The 20,577-nt window shown below is 46.1% G+C and carries 23 protein-coding genes; 13 read left to right on the top strand and 10 right to left on the bottom strand.

Annotation, left to right across the window (positions count from 1 at the left end; genetic code table 11):
* The first annotated feature begins 432 nt into the window (after window positions 1–432).
* From ACJJI8_RS11830 to ACJJI8_RS11795, 8 genes are all read left to right on the top strand, one after another.
* Window positions 433–1,113 carry a DUF6629 family protein gene (locus tag ACJJI8_RS11830; RefSeq protein ID WP_444932493.1) on the top strand — a complete coding sequence of 227 codons (681 nt, stop codon included), beginning with the start codon at window positions 433–435 and terminating at the stop codon, window positions 1,111–1,113.
* Between the two features lie 677 nt (window positions 1,114–1,790).
* Window positions 1,791–2,471 (top strand): DUF6629 family protein, encoded by a 681-nt coding sequence (locus tag ACJJI8_RS11825; protein ID WP_444932492.1) that lies wholly within the window; start codon window positions 1,791–1,793, stop codon window positions 2,469–2,471.
* Between the two features lie 948 nt (window positions 2,472–3,419).
* Window positions 3,420–3,839: a hypothetical protein gene (locus ACJJI8_RS11820; protein WP_444932491.1), complete on the top strand. Its 420-nt coding sequence runs from the start codon at window positions 3,420–3,422 to the stop codon at window positions 3,837–3,839.
* A gap of 91 nt (window positions 3,840–3,930) precedes the next feature.
* Window positions 3,931–4,329 (top strand): hypothetical protein, encoded by a 399-nt coding sequence (locus ACJJI8_RS11815; protein WP_444932490.1) that lies wholly within the window; start codon window positions 3,931–3,933, stop codon window positions 4,327–4,329.
* 145 nt (window positions 4,330–4,474) lie between these two features.
* Window positions 4,475–4,801 (top strand): hypothetical protein, encoded by a 327-nt coding sequence (locus tag ACJJI8_RS11810; protein ID WP_413664736.1) that lies wholly within the window; start codon window positions 4,475–4,477, stop codon window positions 4,799–4,801.
* Window positions 4,802–4,964: 163 nt separating this feature from the next.
* Complete coding sequence (locus ACJJI8_RS11805; RefSeq protein WP_444932489.1) at window positions 4,965–5,276, top strand: hypothetical protein; 312 nt, start codon at window positions 4,965–4,967, stop codon at window positions 5,274–5,276.
* A gap of 48 nt (window positions 5,277–5,324) precedes the next feature.
* Entirely contained in the window at window positions 5,325–5,786 is a 462-nt protein-coding gene (locus tag ACJJI8_RS11800; RefSeq protein WP_444932488.1) for a hypothetical protein, read from the top strand.
* Between the two features lie 127 nt (window positions 5,787–5,913).
* Entirely contained in the window at window positions 5,914–6,957 is a 1,044-nt protein-coding gene (locus tag ACJJI8_RS11795) for an ABC transporter ATP-binding protein (RefSeq protein WP_444932487.1), read from the top strand.
* A gap of 6 nt (window positions 6,958–6,963) precedes the next feature.
* On the opposite strand, the gene ACJJI8_RS11790 is transcribed toward ACJJI8_RS11795, so the two are convergent.
* Complete coding sequence (locus ACJJI8_RS11790; protein WP_444932486.1) at window positions 6,964–8,649, bottom strand: ABC transporter permease; 1,686 nt, start codon at window positions 8,647–8,649, stop codon at window positions 6,964–6,966.
* Between the two features lie 121 nt (window positions 8,650–8,770).
* Window positions 8,771–9,802: a Fe(3+) ABC transporter substrate-binding protein gene (locus ACJJI8_RS11785; RefSeq protein WP_444932485.1), complete on the bottom strand. Its 1,032-nt coding sequence runs from the start codon at window positions 9,800–9,802 to the stop codon at window positions 8,771–8,773.
* A gap of 149 nt (window positions 9,803–9,951) precedes the next feature.
* On the opposite strand from ACJJI8_RS11785, the gene ACJJI8_RS11780 reads away from it, so the two are divergent.
* The 4 genes from ACJJI8_RS11780 to ACJJI8_RS11765 all read left to right on the top strand — a co-directional run bounded on the left by ACJJI8_RS11780 (window position 9,952) and on the right by ACJJI8_RS11765 (window position 12,892).
* Window positions 9,952–10,359 carry a hypothetical protein gene (locus ACJJI8_RS11780; RefSeq protein ID WP_444932484.1) on the top strand — a complete coding sequence of 136 codons (408 nt, stop codon included), beginning with the start codon at window positions 9,952–9,954 and terminating at the stop codon, window positions 10,357–10,359.
* A 130-nt stretch (window positions 10,360–10,489) separates the two neighbouring features.
* A complete protein-coding gene (locus ACJJI8_RS11775; RefSeq protein WP_282931601.1) occupies window positions 10,490–10,756 on the top strand; it encodes a PepSY domain-containing protein in 267 nt (88 codons plus the stop codon).
* 237 nt (window positions 10,757–10,993) lie between these two features.
* Window positions 10,994–12,439, top strand: a complete 1,446-nt coding sequence (locus ACJJI8_RS11770; protein WP_444932483.1) for a coniferyl aldehyde dehydrogenase — start codon at window positions 10,994–10,996, stop codon at window positions 12,437–12,439.
* Window positions 12,440–12,586: 147 nt separating this feature from the next.
* Window positions 12,587–12,892, top strand: a complete 306-nt coding sequence (locus ACJJI8_RS11765; protein WP_444932482.1) for a hypothetical protein — start codon at window positions 12,587–12,589, stop codon at window positions 12,890–12,892.
* Between the two features lie 96 nt (window positions 12,893–12,988).
* Here ACJJI8_RS11765 and ACJJI8_RS11760 read toward each other — a convergent pair whose 3' ends face one another.
* The 8 genes from ACJJI8_RS11760 to ACJJI8_RS11725 form a co-directional block, all read right to left on the bottom strand.
* The gene (locus ACJJI8_RS11760; RefSeq protein ID WP_444932481.1) at window positions 12,989–13,987 is read right to left on the bottom strand and encodes an AraC family transcriptional regulator; all 999 of its coding nucleotides are present in this window, start codon (window positions 13,985–13,987) and stop codon (window positions 12,989–12,991) included.
* 18 nt (window positions 13,988–14,005) lie between these two features.
* On the bottom strand, window positions 14,006–14,779 hold the full coding sequence (locus ACJJI8_RS11755) for an SDR family NAD(P)-dependent oxidoreductase (protein WP_444932480.1): 774 nt from the start codon (window positions 14,777–14,779) through the stop codon (window positions 14,006–14,008).
* Window positions 14,780–14,984: 205 nt separating this feature from the next.
* Window positions 14,985–15,413: a hypothetical protein gene (locus tag ACJJI8_RS11750; protein ID WP_444932479.1), complete on the bottom strand. Its 429-nt coding sequence runs from the start codon at window positions 15,411–15,413 to the stop codon at window positions 14,985–14,987.
* A 37-nt stretch (window positions 15,414–15,450) separates the two neighbouring features.
* The gene (locus tag ACJJI8_RS11745) at window positions 15,451–15,867 is read right to left on the bottom strand and encodes a PaaI family thioesterase (RefSeq protein WP_444932478.1); all 417 of its coding nucleotides are present in this window, start codon (window positions 15,865–15,867) and stop codon (window positions 15,451–15,453) included.
* A 117-nt stretch (window positions 15,868–15,984) separates the two neighbouring features.
* On the bottom strand, window positions 15,985–16,347 hold the full coding sequence (locus ACJJI8_RS11740) for a hypothetical protein (RefSeq protein ID WP_444894875.1): 363 nt from the start codon (window positions 16,345–16,347) through the stop codon (window positions 15,985–15,987).
* A 252-nt stretch (window positions 16,348–16,599) separates the two neighbouring features.
* Window positions 16,600–18,240 carry a chaperonin GroEL gene (gene groL, locus ACJJI8_RS11735; protein ID WP_444894876.1) on the bottom strand — a complete coding sequence of 547 codons (1,641 nt, stop codon included), beginning with the start codon at window positions 18,238–18,240 and terminating at the stop codon, window positions 16,600–16,602.
* A gap of 48 nt (window positions 18,241–18,288) precedes the next feature.
* Entirely contained in the window at window positions 18,289–18,582 is a 294-nt protein-coding gene (locus ACJJI8_RS11730; protein ID WP_020412315.1) for a co-chaperone GroES, read from the bottom strand.
* Between the two features lie 215 nt (window positions 18,583–18,797).
* Window positions 18,798–19,283, bottom strand: coding sequence for an FxsA family protein (locus ACJJI8_RS11725; protein WP_444894877.1), 486 nt, complete (start codon window positions 19,281–19,283; stop codon window positions 18,798–18,800).
* Between the two features lie 144 nt (window positions 19,284–19,427).
* On the opposite strand from ACJJI8_RS11725, the gene cfa reads away from it, so the two are divergent.
* Window positions 19,428–20,576: a cyclopropane fatty acyl phospholipid synthase gene (gene cfa / locus ACJJI8_RS11720; protein WP_444932477.1), complete on the top strand. Its 1,149-nt coding sequence runs from the start codon at window positions 19,428–19,430 to the stop codon at window positions 20,574–20,576.
* The last annotated feature ends 1 nt before the right edge of the window (window position 20,577 follow it).

The following is a 20,577-nucleotide window of genomic DNA, read 5'->3' as shown; positions in this document are numbered from 1 at the left end:
TGACCGACAAGTATCAAATGGGTTAATACCTCCAATGTATTTAATTTAACGGACGTATTAAGGTAGTTAATCATAAAAGCCAACCCCACACCCAAGAGGCAAAACTGAAACCCACTTTGATTAACTGAATAGATAATGCAACCACCACAGCAACATTACACTGGCTTGTTTAACCCTCTCGGTATAGATTTTACTTATATAGGTGTCGACCTACATAAGCAAACTCAATATAGCATTATTAGTCTTTTCAGCTTAACTCATTAGATGAATTGAAAGCATTGAAGTAAAAATAGTCTTCGCAAATAAATTAAGTAGCTTAGTACAAATTAGCGGAGCCAACTGATTTTCTTGGTTAAGGGTATTGTTATGTTGTACATCAAGTTATAAGACCTTTGTTTTAATTAGAATATCTTACATATAGAGAAAATCAGTATGTGTTTTTCAGCTACAGCATCATTCGGATCAGCAGCTCTGCTTATTGTCGGTGGTGCTTTGTGTACAACACATGCTATAAAAAATGATAAAACCTATTTATTACTCGCAGTTACCCCTCTCTTGTTTGCGTTACAGCAAGCGAGTGAAGGGATGGTTTGGATTGGGTACCACGAAAATTTGATTTCACTAACGACAAAAGCTTCTATTTTGTATCTGTTTTTTGCTTTCTTTTTCTGGCTTATTTGGATACCTCTTGTAGCCTATATGCTTGAAACAAAAAAATGGAAAAGAAATTTTTATATCATATTAATAATTATAGGATTTATTTTTGGATTATATCTCTGGGTGCCTATTCTATTGGAGACAGGACCAAGACATATAATAAAAACAAGTGTATGTGGACATAGTTTATGTTATGAGTTATCCGAAGGTGGTTTACTACCCGTCACAGTTCGAGAAAGCATTTATGCTTTACTAGGTGTTTTATTCTTGTTATCGAGCAATCATCTATTTAGAAAATTTTGGGCACTTGTCATGCTACTCGGTGTTATCACTTACTTTACTCAGCGTGAAACATGGGTATCAACCTGGTGTTTCTTTGCTGCAATATCAACGTTATGGATTTATTTCCTATTAATAAATGATTTTAAAGCAAAGATGAAAAAACAAGCTTCATGATCGCAGTATATTAGTATGTACAGATTGGCACGCTAAAGAGGATCTATTAAGAGCTCGTAAAAACGGACAACAAAAAATTTTCGATCGAAGAAGCGTTAGCGCCACCAATAGAATTGGGGGGTATTTAATGCTCAAATAAACATGCAAAAATCGGATTGTAGTCGTGACTTGTCCAGCAATCCTATTACCTCCTAGTCATTGGAGATCCCCGCTTAGTTAGTGCAACGTGAATGACCGGAGAGTACCGACTAGAATAAATCCCCCAATTTAGGTGAAACATCATCACTCTAGCATTCAACCAGTAACCCTTAACCCTTAACCCTTAACCCTTAACCCAAGGGTAATATCGGTGACCAATTTTGATAAATGGAATAAAGAACAGTAACTATCCAATTAGTATTACACTGGGCTTGTTACACCCTATCGAAATAGGCTTTACTTCTGTAAGCATCAATATCCAAAGGCAAACTAAATGTATCTTTGCGAATTTTATAGACTTAACTTACAAGGAGAATTAAAAACATTGAAGTAGACCTAGTCATCACAGACTAATTCATAAGTTTAGTACAACATAGCAAAATCAACTAATTTTCTACGCTAAGGATATTGTTATGTTGCATATCAAATCATATGGCTTTAGCTTAAGTTAGAATATTTTACATATAGAGAAAATCATTATGTGTTTTTCAGTCACGGCATCGTTCGGGTCAGCAGCTCTGCTTATTGTCGGTGGTGCTTTGTGTACAACACATGCTATGAAAAATGATAAAACCTATTTATTACTCGCTGTTACCCCCCTCCTTTTTGCGTTACAACAAGCAAGTGAAGGGGTAGTATGGATTGGATACAACGAAAATTTAGTGTCACTGACGGCAGCGTCTTCTATTTTTTACTTATTTTTTGCTCTATTTTTTTGGCTTGTCTGGATACCAATCGTTGCCTTTAGTCTTGAGGCAAAAAAATGGAAAAGAATCTTCTTTATTACATTAATAATCATAGGTTTTATTTTTGGCTTATATCTTTGGGTACCCATCTTATTAGAAACAGGGCCAAGACACTTGATAAAAACGAGTGTATGCGGACATAGCTTATGCTATATCACTTCCGATTACAGCTTGTTCGCCATTACAGCTGGACATATTATTTATTCTTTACTCGGATTTTTGTTTTTATTATCGAGCAATATGATTTTTAGGAAGTTTTGGGCACTTGTCATGGCACTCGGTGTTATCGTCTACTTTACCCAGCGTGAAACATGGGTATCAACCTGGTGTTTCTTTGCTGCAATATCAACTTTATGGATATATTTTCTATTGCTAAATAATCATAAAGCAAATATGAAAAAACAAGCCTCATGATTACCACACAAAGCCAATATTAGTCACTGCATTAGGAGATATATAATTTTTCCATAGTTAGCAGTTATTATTAAATATGTTCATGTTGAATATCTATAAATCAAAATTTAAGAACCAATTTAAGTTTTCTTCTCAGAGAGTAATCCATCCAAACTCTAAACTAGCGCTAATTCCAACGGACAAACATCAATTATCTATTTTCAGACTGCCTACCAAATCCCTGCCCTCTTTTGGCACACTTATCCTCTGGGTCTTCAATAGCCCCACAGGGATTGCAGATGTTGATCAATCTATAGTCACAGCTACCGTTATTCAGAGGTCCGCGTAGGAATATGGGAAAATAATCTGCAGGTGAAAGAGTTACAGTTTGATATAGAAAATAAGATAGCAGCCAAACTGATAGTTATTATATTCTTTACAACCGAGCTAGATAAGCTTATCTCTATTACTTTAAAACAATGTTTTTGTTTAGCAGAGCGATTACTCCTGAGGTAGCAATTAAGATAATAGTGGTATCATAAGGACAAACTTTTTATCGGAGGTAAATTAGCTCCTTCGAGATCAATGATGGCACTCTTGTGACATTCTGTGAGCCCCAAAGGTTGGTAGTAGCGAGCACAAAAACTTAGTTTTCTCTTTGTTCCGAGATAAATCATTGACTAATGGCAATCTATCCGCTCAGCAACCTGCGAACTTGAAATATTTTATTTTCTTATCACAGAAAGGAGATATTTTTTCTCCCTTGTAATCCGATAACATTTCATGTACGCAATCACTCCTGAGTGAGAGCAAAAACATCTGAAATTAAGAGGCACCTCTTTATTTTTGGAGTATGTCACATTTGGTTTGTGAATTTTGAAGATAAAATAGGCTATAATTTTCACCGCCTTGTAGCAGAATACTCCTACTGCTCCAAATATGGATATGTTCTTAGCTAGGATAGATAAATTGAAAGTAGTATTTAAAAGTTTAGTTGGTATATTCGTTGGATTTATTGTTGCGCTAGTTACAATAATGGTTCTCTCATTCTTTAGTATTTTTATATTCTCTTACCTTATTGTTGACAAGGCCCCAATGGATATACTGATGACCTCAGTTGAACCTTTGGTATATTCACTGTTCACAATATTTGTTGGTATTGTTATTGGTATTTACTTATCAGCTCAAATATCGGGAAGCCCAAATATAGTAAATGCGATATTAGTCGCGGCCATGTATGGTGGTTTTATGTACTATATTGGCCAATCTCCATCGAATCTAGATAAAGAGTACCCCATTTGGTATGAAATAGCATCGAATATAGTTTTGGTACCCTCGTTCATAGCAGGGTACTTTCTTACTCTAAAAGCAAAATCAAATACCAGATGAGGCGGTTTATGCCCAACCAATTCACTTCCTTGCCGTTCTGTACGTTAGTACGCCCTCGTAATAGTGCACTCGCACTATTTTGTGTATCAAAATGAAATATCGAAAAGCTGAAATAGAAAGACTCAACTTAAGTGTTCGTTGGCTTGATTCTAAGAATGCCAAAAATGCTTACGATTTTACAGCCAAATACTATGCGACCGATTTCTATGGGCTAAATAGTGAAGTCGTTGAATCAATTTTTAGACTTAAGATTGTGAGTGATACCATTACAGACGCTTGGCTAAAGAGTAATTTCAACACCGCGGGAACAGTTCAGGTGGTATTTAGCGAGAATGAAGTTTTTATTCTAGCAACCAGCATCTTCCTTGATGCTTGGCAGGATATATTTATGCCCGCCAGAGATGATGCAATAGTTCTGCACAATGATTCAAACAAAATTTTATTCTATTCTCACGAGCATGTATTTGAGATAGGAGAAAGGAAAATATAATAGAAAGCTACATTACAGCACCTAGTCACTTCGCGTTAAATATTTGGTCAAGTTTAATGCTGCATATAATTAGGCGGGGAACCAACCTCAAGGCCATATAAATCAAACCTGAAAACTGGAAACCTTAAACTAAAAGGAATATAAAATGAAGAAAATTGTGCTAGCAATTATTATTGCTTCAACTTCACAAGTTACCAATGCCTACGAGGCAAATGAACTTAATGGTGCTTGGTGCTTTTACGAACAAGAAGCAGCAGGAAATGTCGCCGCTGAAAATGTCACAATTACTTTCAAGAAAGATGGCTCCTATAAGTGGGTCGATAGTTTTTGGAAGCAGGATGGCACTTGGTCTGTTGAAGACGACAAGCTGATAATGTCAAATGTTGGGACACATAAACTTTTATCAGTTACCCCAAGCAAAGTTGAAATGGTTCGCGGAAGTACAATGAGAATGCGTAAAGGTCCATGCTAATAGAAAATCAATAGGGTCGCCTTATAGCTTGCACGCGGATTTTAAATGCGGTCAGCGTGCCAACTACACTGGGCTTTGATTATCAGAAGCCCAGCATTTAGTTCGCTACCATGGTATATTGCTGGTAATCCTATACAGGCCAACACCTACCAGTCATAATTTTATGAAACTCGAATTTATTTTACCGAACATGAAGAGTTTATATTTTATACTGTCCTTTTTATTTATTTCCGGGTGTGCCTCAACCCCAAACATATATGAAAGAAACGCGAAAGCTAACGAACTTGAAGCTCAAGCAGAGGAAGCTAGGGTCCGCAATAACTATTCTATGGCTACACAACTAGACATAAAGGCCAAGAACCTAAGAGAAAAAGACATTATCAACAAAGAGGATATCGTTGCAGATATTTTCTCCGGGCTTTTTCGGCGATTGCTGGGAGGAAATTCCAAGAGTGACAAAAATGCTTGGCAATAAAGCAACGCACTAGTACATATCGTTGTCAGCAAGCGCTAGGTAGCTCACTTGATAAAGTACCTATCTGTATTAATTTTTGCTATTTCACCTGCTATAGCGCATACAGCTCAAGATCTCTATGCCGAGATTCTAAACACAAGAGTAAGCGGAAGTTTAATTAGCCCCTTCAAAGAATTTTCACTGCAAATTTCCCTCACACCAGATGATAATTCCGTTAGTTATATCGACCTCAGTATTGATGAACGCCCCGTGAAGATATCCCTCCCTGAAAAATTCAATGTAAGAAATGTATTGTTATCTTCTCTCGAGATCACTCATAGTCCGATACATGCACCAAATGCGGGGGCTGATGGTATAATCGGAGTTGGGCCGGCTTATCTTAAAATCAAATATCGTTACTATTCAGCTGAGCACTGTGAATCTGGAACAGGCGAGATTTCAATATCCACGAGAATGGATACCTTAGTATACAAGGTTGATGGCGAGTGTTTAGATAATTCACTCGCCTAAAAAACATCCAACACTACTGCACAGCTAAAAGTATACTTCACTCTGGACTGGCTACCGGTTAGTGTAGTGATAACTATGAACCCGAAAGCTGCCCTAATCGTTTACAGGCCAAACTACCGGAAGACCCGTGCTCCCTATACTCTCTATAGAAAACCTGCAATGCCGCTACGGTGAGCAGGTAGTTATCGAATCGGTTTCCTTTGCTTTACAAGCGGGAGAAATTGCCTGTTTGTTGGGCCCTAGCGGCTGCGGTAAGACGACTCTGCTACATGCCATTGCCGGCTTCCAGCCAATCGCTGAGGGGAATATTCAGCTATCTGGAGAAGTAATCTCTTCTCCTGAATTACAGATTCCCGCAGAGCAACGGAATATTGGGGTGGTATTTCAGGACTACGCCCTCTTCCCACACCTTACCGTTGAACAGAATATTGTCTTCGGTATCCAGTCAGTGCCGAAAAGCAAGCGGCAATCCCGCACCCAGTCTTTGCTAAAGTTAGTGCGTCTGGAAGGCTTTGGGCAACAGTACCCACATCAGCTCTCTGGCGGTCAGCAGCAGCGTGTCGCTCTGGCTCGGGCACTGGCACCACGTCCCAAGCTGTTACTCCTGGATGAACCCTTCTCCAACCTGGATACCGAGTTGCGCCGCAGTCTCGCCGCCGAAGTCCGCCATATACTGCGCGAAGAGAAGATCCCTGCAATTATTGTTACCCACGACCGCCATGAGGCTTTTATTGCCGGAGATAAGCTGGGAGTACTCAGCCAGGGACAATTACAGCAGTGGGACAGCCCTCAAGACACTTATCAAACACCTAGAAACTTGGCAGTTGCAAGGATTGTTAGTGAAGGGAATATCATTTCCGGTACTGTTGTGGGCAATGGCCTGATCAGTACCCCTCTGGGGGAAGTGAAGGTGCCAACAGCTGCATACGAAAGTGGAGATCAGCTCGAACTGTTTGTGCGCAGTGAGGATATTGCCGCAGGCGAACATCCCGGTGCTGTGATGGCTCAGGTTGTGGAAAAGAATTTTCTCGGCAACCAGGTGAGGTATCGCTTTCAGCTAGCCGCAGGGGAAACTGTCGAGGCCGCTTTGAATGCAGATGTTCAAGCCGCTCCTGGTGATAAACTTCCCCTGCACCTTTCCTCTGCTCTGGTGTTTGACCAAGCCCGATAAAAGCTATCAGGACAGGGCGGGCGCTTCTGAGTCCGCCACGGCTGTGCGCTCCTCACCTCTGCGCCAACCAATGGAACGGCTTAGTAAAATTACCGGTATCAATCCCACCAGGACAATCAATAAAGCTCCCAGGGCCGAGCGCTCCAGCATCTCATCGGAAGCGAACTGGTAAACATAAATCGCCAGGGTGTCAAAGCCAAAGGGGCGCAGTAACAAAGTCGCCGGTAGTTCTTTCATACAATCCACAAAGACCACCAAGCCACCCGTTAGTAGACCTGTACGCACCAAAGGTAGATGTACAGCCCACAGGGTTTGCCAGCTATTGCGTCCCAGGGAGCGGGCAGCGCGATCCATTGAAGGGGTTACTTTCTCCAGGCTGGATTCTATGGCCCCTGTGGACACTGCCAGGAAGCGCACCGTGTAGGCAAAAATAATGGCGAAAATACTGCCGCTTAACAGCAGCCCTATGGAGATATCAAAGTGTTCACGTAAAAAACCATCCACCGCATTATCAAAAGCGGCCAGGGGAATCAGGACACCAATCGCCAGTACTGCCCCGGGCATTGCATAACCCAGCTTGGAAAAGCCGACCAAGACCCGTACGGATCTTTTGGGTTGCAGTCGCTTACCGTAAGCCAACAGCAAGCCCAGCAGTACAGAGACCAGTGCCGCTGTGATTGACAGCAACAAGCTATTGCTGGCGATCTGTATAAAATCTTCGCTCCAGTAACTGGAGAAGTTGCTAAATGCGTAACCTCCCAGAACCAGCAGGGGAATAATAAAACCGGCCACCAACAGTAACCCGCAGAACAATAGAGCGACACCGGATCGCCAGCCGCGCAATACATAGCGTTCACGCTGGGAATTTGGCGATTGTACAAAGTGCTTCTGTCTCGCCCGCCCCATTCGCTCCAGCGTAATTAACAGAACAACAAAAATCAGAGTGCTACAGGCAATTTGCGCCGCGCCTCCTAAATTACCGTGGCTCAACCAGGTATCGTAAATCCCGACACTCAAGGTGCGTACGGCAAAGAAGTCCACTGTGCCGAAATCATTCAGGGTTTCCATCAATACCAGTGATAAACCTACCGCAATTGCCGGGCGTGCCATTGGCAGGGATACGCGCAAGAAGCTCTGCCAGGGCGTACAGCCCAATGACCGGCTCGCGGCACGTATACTGCCGCACTGCTCGATAAAGGCTGCTCGCGCGAGCATATAGACATAGGGGAAGAGCACCAGTGACAGCATGGCTATCGCCCCACCCATGCTACGGATCTCCGGGAACCAGTAATCCCTGGCTGTCTGCCAGCCAAACCAGGCGCGCAGGGACTTTTGCACAGGGCCCGCATATTCCAGCAAGTCCGTGTAAACGTAGGCAATCACATAGGCGGGAACAGCAAACGGCAATAACAGCCCCCACTCAAACAAACGACGCCCGGGGAACTGGCACATGCTCACCAGCCAGGCACTGCCCACGCCTGTTATCAGCGTTACCAAACCGACACCGCCAGCCAGAATCAATGTGGAGGACACATAGTGAAACAACACCGTGTCCACCAGGTGCGGCCAGATATTTTCTTCAGGGAAAAATGCCAACCAAAAAATGGATAGCACTGGCAGGGCTACCAGTAGGGAAATGGTAGCTACCAGTAGCAGCCAGCGGGAAGCTGATAAGTTTGCTCGGTTTAGCATGATTAAGGAATCAAAAGCTCATTATAAAAGAACGGCCCTGGTCTCTCGACAGGGCCGTTCGAATAAGGCTGAGATAGTGCTGTCAATTTACTCGGCAGCAATTCCCATTCAGTTAACCATTCTAAAAGTCAAAGCGTACTTCATCAACCATGCGGGAAGCCGTTGGAACGTAGGAACCGATCTCCGTGAGACTCAGATCGTCTTCTTTAAACTCACCCATATACTCCTTAATCAACTCAGAGCGGGCAGTGCCAGGGCGTACCGGGAACTCAAAGTTTTTCTCGGCGTAAGAGTATTGAGCATCGGCGCCGCTGAGGAATTCCAGCAGCTTAACGGCATTTTCACGGTTGGGGGCATGCTTGGTCAGCGCCGCACCGGAAATAAACATATGGGTACCGCGATCTTTCTGGTTAGGGAAGACCAGGTTTACAGACTTGGCCCAATCCACCTGCTCCGGCTGCTCCTTATTGGTAATCATTTTACCGAAGTAGTAGCTGTTACCCAGGGAAAGGTCGCAGACACCTTCGCTAATAGCTTTAACCTGAGCGCGGTCATTACCCTGGGGCTTACGCGCCAGATTCGCTTTCACACCTTGCAGCCACTCTTTGGTTTCTGCTTCACCGTGATGGGCGATCATGGAGGCGATCAGGGACAAGGTATAGGGGTGCTTGCCGCTACGAGTACAAATTCGGCCCTTCCACTTAGGGTCTACCAACTCTTCGTAGCGAGTAATTTCACCGGGCTTAACGCGGTCTTTGGAGGCGTAGATCAAACGCGCCCGGGTGGTCAGGCCGAACCAGTTGCCTGCCTTATCGCGAAATTGTGATGGGATATTGTCTTCCAGGATTTCACTGCTTACCGGTTGGGTCAGCTGCTTATTAAGCAGATCCATCAGGCTGCTGGTATTGGAAGTCAGGACCAGGTCAGCGGGGCTATTGCGCCCTTCCCTTTGCAAACGCTCGTTCAAGCCTTTGCTGGCGTAGACCACTTTGGCCTCAATACCGGTTTTTTCGGTGAACTCCTTTAAGATCGGCTCTATAAGGAAAGGCTGTCGGTAGGAGTAGATATTTACCTGCTCGGCCGCACTGGCACCCACAGCACCCAACAAGCCGGCTACAGCCAGCACTTTTTGAAATAGAGCTCTGGTAGACATTATCGTAGATCACCCTTGGATTAAACGAGAAACATTCTCATTTGATTTAATGGCAATGTCAATAAAAATACATATGACCTAAGGCGATAAGGCAAAGTCGTCAATTTCCTCCTATGCTTAGGCTTGATACCGCCACCCATAGAGGTCCTATGTACCGCTTTGGCCCTTTAATAGCACTGATCTTTGTCCTCTGCAGCTGTGGGGGCCCGAAGGACTCCAAGTCACCTGCAACCCCTCCTGCAGATGAGTCGGCTACCAGCGCCATGAAGGAGCCCATTGCCCCACCGGGCAATGGAGTGGAAGCGGAAAAGAAAGCTGCAGCTATATGCACCCCGGAATGGTTTGCCTGGGTTCAACAGCAAGTGCTTGCCCAGCAGAATGGCGATATGGCGAAACTATACCCATCCGGTATGCCAACTACCGGTAGTGAGGAGTGGTTCACAGCCATCACCCGGCTCAGCGGAGCCAATACCAACGGTCTCAAACCCGGAGGAATGGAGTGGTGCGAGGCTATCCAGAAGCATCTTACCGAGGGCAGTCCACAAAACCAGTTATAAGTGCCTGGAGACCAAACGCAGACGCATTAGTTTTTATTTTACAGTTTGGAAATACCGATCGCTCGGTTAAGGGAAGATTTGATTCATAGGATACTGCGATTTAGCAAATAGACAGCGAGGTAATAGCACCATGCAGCCTATCAGCAAGTTGTTGCTGGCCTTTATCGCCGCAACAGCACTACCCTATGCACTCGCCAAAGAAAAGCCCCCACCCGGCGCTATGGCCCTTTCCACCGTATTGACCAAATTGGAACAGCAGGGCTACACCCCAATTGTTGAGGTCGATCTGGACAAGGGTAAGTGGAAGATTGAGGCCTATAAGGGTGACCAGAAGTACGACTTGCACGTAGACCCCAACTCTGCGGAAGTTTTGTCGGAAAAACCGGACAACGATTAAGGATTAGCGTCCTCATTCTGAGCTATCCTGCCAGGGCCGGCTGCCAAAGCCGGCCCTAACCTATTCTGCTTGAACATAGTGATGTAATCCGCGCCATAAATTGCGATGGCAAAACAAACTTGGCCATACCCCGGATAAAATTTGTTATCCGATCATCAAAGGAATTTACCGGATTGGTCAATCACTCCGATTCAATTTCGTTTAGTCTTTCTGAGATCAACGCCACAGGATAATAAAATGACAACACAAACCCTGACCCGGCAGGATGCAGACAAAGCGGTACTGCAAAACTATCTGGACAAACAGCGCAGTGCCTACCTGGCCAACCCGGCTCCCAGCTATCAGCAACGTGTGCAGGATCTTAGAACCCTTGCCCAGCTCCTGCGTGAACAGCAGGAACCCATTATCCAGGCGATCAGTAACGACTACGGCAATCGAGCCCGGGAAGAGATACTGCTCTACGATATCTACCCAGCGCTCTCCGGCATTAAAGAGACTATCAAGCGCTTAAAGAAGTGGATGAAACCCACAGGGCGCCATACAGATTTTAAATCCTATCCCCTCTCTAAAAATCGTGTGGTCCCACAACCTCTGGGGGTAATTGGCGTCATAGTGCCGTGGAACTTCCCAATAAACTTAAGCTTTTCACCACTGACCAATATTTTCGCCGCAGGCAATCAGGCGATGGTCAAGATGTCTACCAACTCCAAGCATCTTGCAGAGTTACTCAGTAAAGTCTGTGAACAATACTTCCCAGAAGAAAAGCTGGTTTTTATTCCCGATGCCGATGAAATAGGCCCGGTGTTTTCCAGCCTTAAATTCGATCACTTAATTTTTACCGGATCCAGTAATACCGGCCGTGCAGTAATGCGCTCCGCCGCAGAAAACCTGACTCCAGTCACATTGGAACTTGGTGGTAAATCACCGGCAATTGTTGGCCCGGATTACCCGGTTAAGAAAGCCGCCGAGCAACTAATTTACTGGAAGCTGGTAAACGCCGGGCAGATCTGTGTCAACGTGGATTATCTTTTCTTGCCGGAGGAGCATCTCGTAGAGTTTATCGAGCACGCAAAACATTATGTTCAGAAGCGCTACCCCGACTTAGATGGCCAGGATTACACTTCTATTATCGACGACACATCTTACCAGCGAATCTGGGCAACCCTGGATGACGCCAAGGCTAAGGGTGCTAATGCCATAGATTTAAGTGCTGGCAAATTGGATAGGGACAATAAACTGCGAAAATTCCCTCCGCATATCCTGACCAACGTAGACGGCGAGATGCTGGCAATGCAGCGTGAGATTTTTGGCCCTCTATTGCCGATTATCACTTATTCCAAGCCAGAGGAAGTTATTGATTATATTAATGCTCGCCCCAGACCCCTGGCGATTTACCCTTACACTCACGACAAAACCTTACAAGATTTATATATCAACAAGGTAATGTCTGGAGGCGTGTCGGTAAATAATTGTGTACTGCACGTTGGTCAGCACGATATTCCATTTGGCGGCGTTGGTGAAAGCGGTATGGGCCACTACCATGGCTACGAGGGGTTTTTAACCTTCTCTAAACTTCGCCCCATCTTCTATCAGGGCCCAATCGATCTATTAAAATTACTGCGGCCTCCCTATGGCAAACTCTCAACTCGTGTTATCGATTTTATGCTAAAGCTTACACGCTAGGCTCCCTAGGTCCGGCAATATCTGTTGCCGGGCCATTCACTGCTATAATCGCACTCAGGTAAGACCGAAATCACTACAGCCCGCTGGCACTGCGATAATCCCTAGTCCAAACTAATACTATGGCTTGTTAGCAGTATGGAGCCGTAGATGATTTTTCTTACCGCCATAGCTTTAGTTGGCAATCTCACTAACCCAATCCCCCCCGGCCTCGATCCCAATAAACCCGCCCCCATCTACGACAGCCCCGACCTTTACGGAGCAGAACCTTCGGTCATTGCCTTGGACTTATCCACTATTAAAGCGAAACTGTATGGTCTAGGGTTCAACCCCATCACGCATATCGAATTTGTGGGCGGAAGATGGAAAATCCAGGCGGTCTACGGAGGAGAATTGAGGGCTCTGGAAGTGAATCCGGACAACGGAATAATTATTGCTGACCGACCAGCCAATTAATCACTGTTTAAATGTTAAAACCAAACTTCCTGGTTAAAATTGGTCACAAAAATTTACAGTGATATGCAAACATTGGTTTTTAACTAAGGGATCTATTCAGTGAATAGAGTCCCGGTATTGCAATGGTGTCATTCCTTTCCAGCCCCGGTAGGCCCGAATAAATGAATTGGGCTCTTTAAATCCCAGCATAAAAGAAATTTCCCCTAGATGAAGGCTGGATTTGGCGAGGTAGTGATCAGCCAAACTTGATCTAACTCCCTGCAATACTGTCTGGAAGGATTGATTTTCCTCCCCCAGTTTCCGCTGCAAAGTCCTTTTACTGATAGCCAAGCGTTCAGACACCGCTTCGACAGAACTCTCTCCAGCCGGTAGTAACTCTATCAATACTGAACCTACCCGCTCTCCCATTGTGGCTTCGCTATCCAGATCCTTGAGCTGCTGACTCAATTTACCCTCAAAGAAATCCCACATAGGGGCATTGGCAGTCAGAAATGGTTTTTGTGCATCTTGTGCTGAGAAACAAATTCTCACCCGGTCTGACTGCTTAATTGAACAACCAAAAAACTCCCGATAAGGCGTTTGATCTGTTGGTAGCTGCGGTAGTGCCAATTCCAATGGTTGAATTTCCTCCCGGGTTCCCAATCGAGCCAGACGGATATAAAAAATTAATTCGCTCAGGCCCAAAGCTTCAGGGATATTTCCATCACTTCCATAGCATTCTAAATTGAGCTTGGTGTACTCATCGGTAATATCCAAGTGCAATTCCATGGGACCGATCAATGGTTTGTATTGCTGTATCCGCAGTAGAGCTTGATTCAGATTTGCGCTGCACAGGCTCGCAAATATGGGAGGGTCAAACGACTCAGCCGAAAGGTGCTCCGCTAGTAAAAGCGGTAATGGCCGATCCTTAGAGGCCTGATCGATACCACACCAGAAACGGAAATATTCCACCGGCGTGAGTGTCACAGCCTCCCGCTGTAACAGATCCGCAGGTAACCCGGCATAGGCAAGAGCCAGCGCTGTATCGATATTCATATCGTGTAATATCAACTTCCAGCTGGGAGGTACCAGGAATTTCGCTGCACGTTTGATCATTACCGGACCTGCCTGCAATTAAGACTTTTCCATCGTCTGACGGGAAAACTTCAGTACCATTTTACGGGGCAGTAAAGGCATTATCCAATTCAGAAACAACTTGAGCCGTGTCTCATTAAAAGCAACCAGATCTCCCCGCTCCATTGCCAGATAGCCACATCTGGCAACAGACTCAGCCGAACGGGCATTTTTCCAAATATCGACACCCTGAAGATCACCAGCGGCCACAAACCCTGTTGCAACAGCACCGGGGCACAAAGCCGTTACTGTTACACCTGTGCCTTTCAACTCTTCCGCCAGTGCCTGGCTAAATGAAGTTACATAGGCTTTAGTTGCGTAGTAAACCGCCTGTAAAGGGCCGGGAATAAAAGAGGCTGTAGATGAAACATTAAGAATATGTCCACTATTGCGGCCAACCATCCCCTTTAAATACAGGTGGGTGAGATTGGTAAGGGAAACCATATTCACCTGCATCATACCCTGCTCAGCTTCCAAATCCCTTTGATGGAAAAGACCATGACCACCAAAACCCGCATTGTTGATTAGGGTGCCAATCTCCACACCCTCACTTTGGGTTCGCTCAAAAATTCTCTGCGCGGACATGGGGTCAGAAAGGTCCTCGGCAATAACCATTGCCTGGATACCAAACTCCTTCTCCAGCTGCTGTTTGAGTGCTGAAAGCTTCCCTTCAGACCGGGCAACCAGAACCAAGTTGCCACCCTTAGATGCATGTATCCTGGCCAGTTCAAGGCCGATGCCACCAGAGGCCCCAGTAATAAGTGCCGTTTCCATCTATCTGTCTCCCAAGCGTTAATCTTGAAATCAGTATATGATCAGAAGGCGCCAACTAAGAATCCGATGATGCCAAGTGACTATCCAAGTATGCCAAAACCACATTGGTAGTTCTTTCATCAAGTGGGAAATTAATCAGTCCGCTTTGAGTCCATAAACGGGCTGGATAAAGTCAACTCCGTTCCACACCAGTAACAATCTGCATTTACGATTTTCGTTTAATCAAAATTATTAACAGATATATCAAACCAAATAGTGTCCCAAACGGAAAAGAGCTAATCCAAATCAGTGAGAGTATTAAAGAATACCAGAACAACCACTTAGTTCGAAAAGACGATAAAAACAAAGCAGCACAGGAAATCAACAAGCCTGGACCAGACAATAGACCTCCTATAACAAAATTAGAGAGGGACTGGCTCATCATGCTTGCCATTACTTCAGGGGATGTATCAAGTGATTGGGCGATCTGAAAAGTTTTCCAAAAACTCAACATCCCCAAATAAAAGAACACAATAATCGGGGTTTGAAGAACAGCACCCAATATAGAAAGAACGCTCCCCAACTTAACCCGCTTATTTCCCTCCGGGCAAAGCTCACTTTCCGGGGAGCTATATATGCCTTGTTCAAAACTCATTTTTACCTCAGAAAACATCACATCCTTCATCAAGGATTTATAAATTTTGTCCCTTTATTAAAGCGGTAGCAGTCGCCCTAGCAATAAGTTTCCCCTCTTGAAGAAGCTCTCCTTCCAGAAAGCAGACAGTTCTACCTCTAGATACAACTCTGCCAACACCCTCAACTGGCCCCACTTTAGCTGGGCGAACAAATTGAGTCTTTAGCTCTAGTGTCGGAGCAAACTGACCAATATTCAGCGAAAATACAAGTGCAGGACCCATTACGTCGTCGAGCATTGCACATAGAAACCCACCCTGTATTGTTCCCGCAGGGTTTAAGAATGACTCCCTGGCAAAAAATCGGGCTTTCATCTCCATTTTTTCACGTGAATAGCTTATCAAGTCAAATCCCAGAGTTTTCGCACACTCAGGTACTGTCAGATCTCCTGACTCGACCATTTCGTAGATATCCATATCCCCTCACAAAGTCTATTCTACGTTTGCTATTTTAAATCCAATCAAGTTCACCACCGACTGCCAGTCTTGCTCTACTTGATCTCGACAACTTAGCCGCTTGTAAAGTAAATCTAATTAGCGAACCTCAAAAATATATAATTTCTTAGGCTCCCCATCTATTGGGGTCCAGGTCTCTTTAACCCCTTTTAAGTCCAATATTAAGTTAGCCTCAGCGATGAAATTCATGTCGAATACGATACAGCCACCTCTCCAACCACTTTCTTCAGAATAAGTGTATGGAGGCATTTCATTTAGAGAAGAAACAGCTGGTACGTTTATCTCTGGTTTACTAAAACCCAGATCGTACCCCTCAAATCCAGCATTTGAATAAACGATATTTTCATCAAGAGTGATCGAAGGTACCCGCTCTACCCTAGAAAACTCTTGCCCCACACAACTCCCCAAAACTAGCGACATCAGTATCACTATATACTTCATTTCAATATCCTCACGAAACTACAATCGAGTTAAGTGGCAACATCTCAAGTAGTCTACTCAAGCCATCAGAACTTCTTACCTAAATCCACCCCTGTAAACCCTGTTCCAGCAGCTAAGTGTCCTCAACCACACCACTAGACTCCCTGGAGAAAGCTATATGCCAACTCAAAGCTGCCTCTAGTAAACCACTTTTCACAAGGCAAAAAAAAGCCCCGCAATTGCGGGGCTCTTTAGATAGGCTTTAAGGCCGGCTTACATCATGCCGCCCATACCGCCCATGCCACCCATACCGCTCATGTCAGGAGCAGCCGGCTTGTCTTCCGGGATTTCTGCAACCATGGCTTCGGTGGTGATCATCAGGCCAGCGATAGAAGCTGCCGCTTGCAGAGCAGAGCGGGTTACTTTAGCTGGGTCCAGGATACCCATTTCCAGCATATCGCCGTACTCACCAGTAGCAGCGTTGTAACCGAAGTTGCCTTCGCCTTGCTTGATCTTGTCAACAACTACGGAAGCTTCGTCACCAGCGTTGGAAACGATTTGACGCAGAGGCATTTCCATAGCGCGCAGGGCTGCAGCGATGCCATGGTTCTGGTCTTCGTTGTCGCCAGTTACAGAGATAACCTGGGTAGCGCGAACCAGTGCGGTACCACCGCCAGGTACTACGCCTTCCTCTACTGCGGCGCGGGTAGCGTGCAGCGCGTCTTCAACGCGGGCTTTCTTCTCTTTCATTTCTACTTCAGTAGCGGCGCCTACTTTGATTACCGCAACACCGCCAGCCAGCTTGGCTACGCGCTCTTGCAGCTTCTCTTTGTCGTAGTCTGAAGAGGACTCTTCGATCTGTGCACGGATCTGGCTAACGCGAGCTTCGATGTCTTTAACATTGCCAGCGCCGTCAACGATTACAGTGTTTTCTTTGGACAGGGTTACGCGCTTAGCAGTACCCAGGTGCTCCAGAGTGGTACCTTCCAGCTCCAGGCCAACTTCTTCAGAAATCACGGTGCCGCCAGTCAGGATAGCGATGTCCTGCAGCATGGCTTTACGACGGTCGCCGAAACCAGGTGCTTTAACAGCAGCAACTTTAACGATGCCGCGCATGCTGTTTACTACCAGAGTTGCCAGCGCTTCGCCTTCTACGTCTTCAGCGATGATCAGCAGCGGCTTGGAAGCTTTAGCTACTTGCTCCAGCAGGGGCAGCAGGTCGCGGATGTTGGAGATTTTCTTGTCTACCAGCAGGATGAACGGATTGTCCAGCTCGGCAGTCATGTTCTCTTGGTTGGTGATGAAGTAAGGAGACAGGTAGCCGCGGTCGAACTGCATGCCTTCTACTACGTCCAGCTCGTTTTCCAGGCCGGAACCTTCTTCAACAGTGATAACGCCTTCTTTGCCAACTTTTTCCATGGCTTCAGCGATGATGGTACCAACGCTCTCGTCGCTGTTAGCGGAAATAGTACCTACCTGAGCGATAGACTTGGTGTCAGCGCAAGGAGTGGACAGGCCAGCGATGTGATCAACAGCTGCGATTACCGCTTTGTCGATACCGCGCTTCAGGTCCATAGGGTTGAAGCCAGCGGCTACGGATTTCAGACCTTCAGTTACGATAGCCTGAGCCAGAACGGTAGCGGTAGTGGTGCCGTCACCCGCAGTGTCAGAAGCTTTGGAAGCGACTTCTTTAACCATCTGCGCGCCCATGTTCTCGAACTTGTCTTGCAGTTCGATTTCCTTGGCTACGGAAACACCGTCTTTGGTTACGGTAGGAGCGCCGAAGGACTTGTCCAGAACTACGTTGCGGCCTTTGGGACCCAGGGTAGTTTTTACAGCGTCTGCCAGGATGTTTACGCCTTTCAGCATTTTCTGACGAGCGTCGTCACCGAAAATTACGTCTTTAGCTGCCATGATTCTTATTCCTCAAATTCTTTTTGCGAGTAAAGTTAAAGGCTGGCCTTAGCCTTCCAACACGCCGTAGATATCACCTTCGCTCATGATGATCAGCTCTTCGCCTTCCACCTTGAGGGTATTGCTGTCGGCATAGCGACCGAAAACAACAGTGTCACCTACCTTCACAGACAGTGCGCGAACATCGCCATTGTCCAGCTGCTTGCCCTCACCCACGGCTACCACTTCACCTTGGTTCGGCTTTTCTTTGGCAGCGCCTGGCAGCACGATACCGCCAGCTGACATCGCTTCTTCTTCCTTACGGCGTACTACGACGCGGTCGTGTAAAGGACGAATTTTCATGGATAAGTTCTCCATTGAGTCGTTTTAATGGTTTCCAACATGGGCGGCACTGGCCCTGTGGGCCGGTAACCTCACCCCTCTCTGATCCTCAGAGGCGGGGCTTAATTCTCAGTTGAACCCTATCTATGGGCGGGAATAAGGATTTCAACACCATCAGGTGAAAAAACTGCAAAGCAAATTCTCATCACTGACATTTTGTATATTTTTTAACCCAATCAGGGCTTGGGGCGCTTATCTTCAACGGAGTGTTGATTCTCTCCAGGGCGCTTCTCATCTTTCGAATACTCCCCCTCGATAATGTCGTCACCACGCTTGTGATTTGGCGACTGGTTAAAATTCTGCGGGGGAACCACTTTGACGTGGCGAAGGATAAAACCGAGCAACAGGTTCCTGAGCCCTGGAATCAGGCAGATAAAGCCGAAGAAATCAGTGATAAAGCCTGGGGTGAGCAACAGCACACCACCCACCGCGAGGAATATCCCTTCAACCATCTCTTTGGCGGGAATATTTCCAGCCTGCATCTTCTCCTGGGCCCGCATCAGGGTAGAGATCCCCTGGCGGCGAAGCAGTGTCACTCCTACCACTGCGGTCAAAATGACCAGGCCGATCGTTGGCAGGGCGCCAATTTCACTCCCTACGGCAATCAACACCCACATTTCGAGTACAGGTAGGGCTATAAATAGAAGTAATAATGGGCGCATTGCGGAAATTCCTAGTTAACCAGCTTCGCTGAGAGCCGGGACGATCACGGTTTTTTCAATATGCTGTAGTAAATGGAGTGGGGAGGCAAATTATTCAAGGGCGCCTTATTCCACCCCACAGTAACTGGAGAGAGGAAGGATTGAATGGCAAGCGAGCAACAGGATGCTATAGAAGTGCCAGCCATCGGACGCAGTCGCCACTTAGTGGACGATATATTGGCGAAAGCGGACATTCAAATTAACGGGGAAAGACCCTGGGACCTGCAACTTCATCGGGAAGCAGCCCTTGATGAGGTCATCGCCCGGCACAGCTTGGGCCTGGGCGAGTCCTATATGCGCGGCGATTGGGATGTCCAAGACCTGGATCAATTCTTCCACCGGTTACTCAGTGCTGAGATTCATCACAGTATCAAGAACTGGCGCTACTTTTGGCGCGCCACACGCAGCTACCTGATGAATCTACAGAGCAAAAACCGCTCGTTTAATGTGGGAGAGCAACACTACGACCTGGGCAACGAATTCTATAGTGCCATGCTCGACAATCGGCTTACGTACAGCTGCGGCTATTGGAAAGAGGCTAAAACCCTCGACCAAGCCCAGGAAGCCAAGCTGGACCTGATTTGCCGCAAGTTGGAATTGAAACCCGGGATGCGCTTACTGGATATTGGCTGTGGCTGGGGCAGCCTGGTTAGCTATGCCGCGCAAAAGTATCAAGTGGAGTGTGTTGGGATTACGATTTCCCGAGAGCAAAAAGCCTATGTGACAGAGCGCTATGGTGAACTGCCAATTACTGTTCGCCTTCAGGACTATAGAGAACTCAAAGAACCCTTCGACCGCATTGCCAGCGTAGGGATGTTTGAGCATGTCGGCCGCAAGAACTACCGAACATTTATGGAAACAGCAGCGCGCTGTCTTAACAAAGATGGGTTGATGATGTTACATACGATCGGCAACAACCAGCGCACCGCATCTACGGACTTGTGGACAGAAAAATATATATTCCCAGGTGGTGAGCTACCTTCCGTAGGACAGCTGGGCGACGCAACCGATCGCTTGCTAGTGTGCGAAGACCTGCACAACTTTGGATATTACTACGATAAAACCCTGATGGCCTGGCATGAAAACTTTGAGAAAAACTGGCCGCACTTTGCCGATCGCTACGGCCAGCGCTTCTACAGGATGTGGCGCTACTATCTACTATCTTACGCCGGCGCATTCCGGGGGCGCACACTTCAGCTATGGCAGCTAATGTATTCACGGTTTCGCACAGATGGGGTCCAGCGCATCAGTTAAC

Source organism: Microbulbifer maximicatervae (SeqCode) (genome assembly GCF_052467695.1).
Note: the sequence above shows the minus strand (reverse complement) of the source record. Positions and strands in the feature narration are given on the sequence as shown.

Excerpts from the sequence above, each read along its gene's own strand:
- ACJJI8_RS11830 (WP_444932493.1), top strand. The coding sequence starts at position 433 with ATGTGTTTTTCAGCTACAGCATCATTCGGATCAGCAGCTCTGCTTATT.
- ACJJI8_RS11825 (WP_444932492.1), top strand. The coding sequence starts at position 1,791 with ATGTGTTTTTCAGTCACGGCATCGTTCGGGTCAGCAGCTCTGCTTATT.
- ACJJI8_RS11815 (WP_444932490.1), top strand. The coding sequence starts at position 3,931 with ATGAAATATCGAAAAGCTGAAATAGAAAGACTCAACTTAAGTGTTCGT.
- ACJJI8_RS11810 (WP_413664736.1), top strand. The coding sequence starts at position 4,475 with ATGAAGAAAATTGTGCTAGCAATTATTATTGCTTCAACTTCACAAGTT.
- ACJJI8_RS11805 (WP_444932489.1), top strand. The coding sequence starts at position 4,965 with ATGAAACTCGAATTTATTTTACCGAACATGAAGAGTTTATATTTTATA.
- ACJJI8_RS11790 (WP_444932486.1), bottom strand. The coding sequence starts at position 8,649 with ATGCTAAACCGAGCAAACTTATCAGCTTCCCGCTGGCTGCTACTGGTA.
- ACJJI8_RS11785 (WP_444932485.1), bottom strand. The coding sequence starts at position 9,802 with ATGTCTACCAGAGCTCTATTTCAAAAAGTGCTGGCTGTAGCCGGCTTG.
- ACJJI8_RS11780 (WP_444932484.1), top strand. The coding sequence starts at position 9,952 with ATGTACCGCTTTGGCCCTTTAATAGCACTGATCTTTGTCCTCTGCAGC.
- ACJJI8_RS11775 (WP_282931601.1), top strand. The coding sequence starts at position 10,490 with ATGCAGCCTATCAGCAAGTTGTTGCTGGCCTTTATCGCCGCAACAGCA.
- ACJJI8_RS11770 (WP_444932483.1), top strand. The coding sequence starts at position 10,994 with ATGACAACACAAACCCTGACCCGGCAGGATGCAGACAAAGCGGTACTG.
- ACJJI8_RS11765 (WP_444932482.1), top strand. The coding sequence starts at position 12,587 with ATGATTTTTCTTACCGCCATAGCTTTAGTTGGCAATCTCACTAACCCA.
- ACJJI8_RS11760 (WP_444932481.1), bottom strand. The coding sequence starts at position 13,987 with ATGATCAAACGTGCAGCGAAATTCCTGGTACCTCCCAGCTGGAAGTTG.
- ACJJI8_RS11755 (WP_444932480.1), bottom strand. The coding sequence starts at position 14,779 with ATGGAAACGGCACTTATTACTGGGGCCTCTGGTGGCATCGGCCTTGAA.
- ACJJI8_RS11750 (WP_444932479.1), bottom strand. The coding sequence starts at position 15,413 with ATGAGTTTTGAACAAGGCATATATAGCTCCCCGGAAAGTGAGCTTTGC.
- ACJJI8_RS11745 (WP_444932478.1), bottom strand. The coding sequence starts at position 15,867 with ATGGATATCTACGAAATGGTCGAGTCAGGAGATCTGACAGTACCTGAG.
- ACJJI8_RS11740 (WP_444894875.1), bottom strand. The coding sequence starts at position 16,347 with ATGAAGTATATAGTGATACTGATGTCGCTAGTTTTGGGGAGTTGTGTG.
- groL (WP_444894876.1), bottom strand. The coding sequence starts at position 18,240 with ATGGCAGCTAAAGACGTAATTTTCGGTGACGACGCTCGTCAGAAAATG.
- ACJJI8_RS11730 (WP_020412315.1), bottom strand. The coding sequence starts at position 18,582 with ATGAAAATTCGTCCTTTACACGACCGCGTCGTAGTACGCCGTAAGGAA.
- ACJJI8_RS11725 (WP_444894877.1), bottom strand. The coding sequence starts at position 19,283 with ATGCGCCCATTATTACTTCTATTTATAGCCCTACCTGTACTCGAAATG.
- cfa (WP_444932477.1), top strand. The coding sequence starts at position 19,428 with ATGGCAAGCGAGCAACAGGATGCTATAGAAGTGCCAGCCATCGGACGC.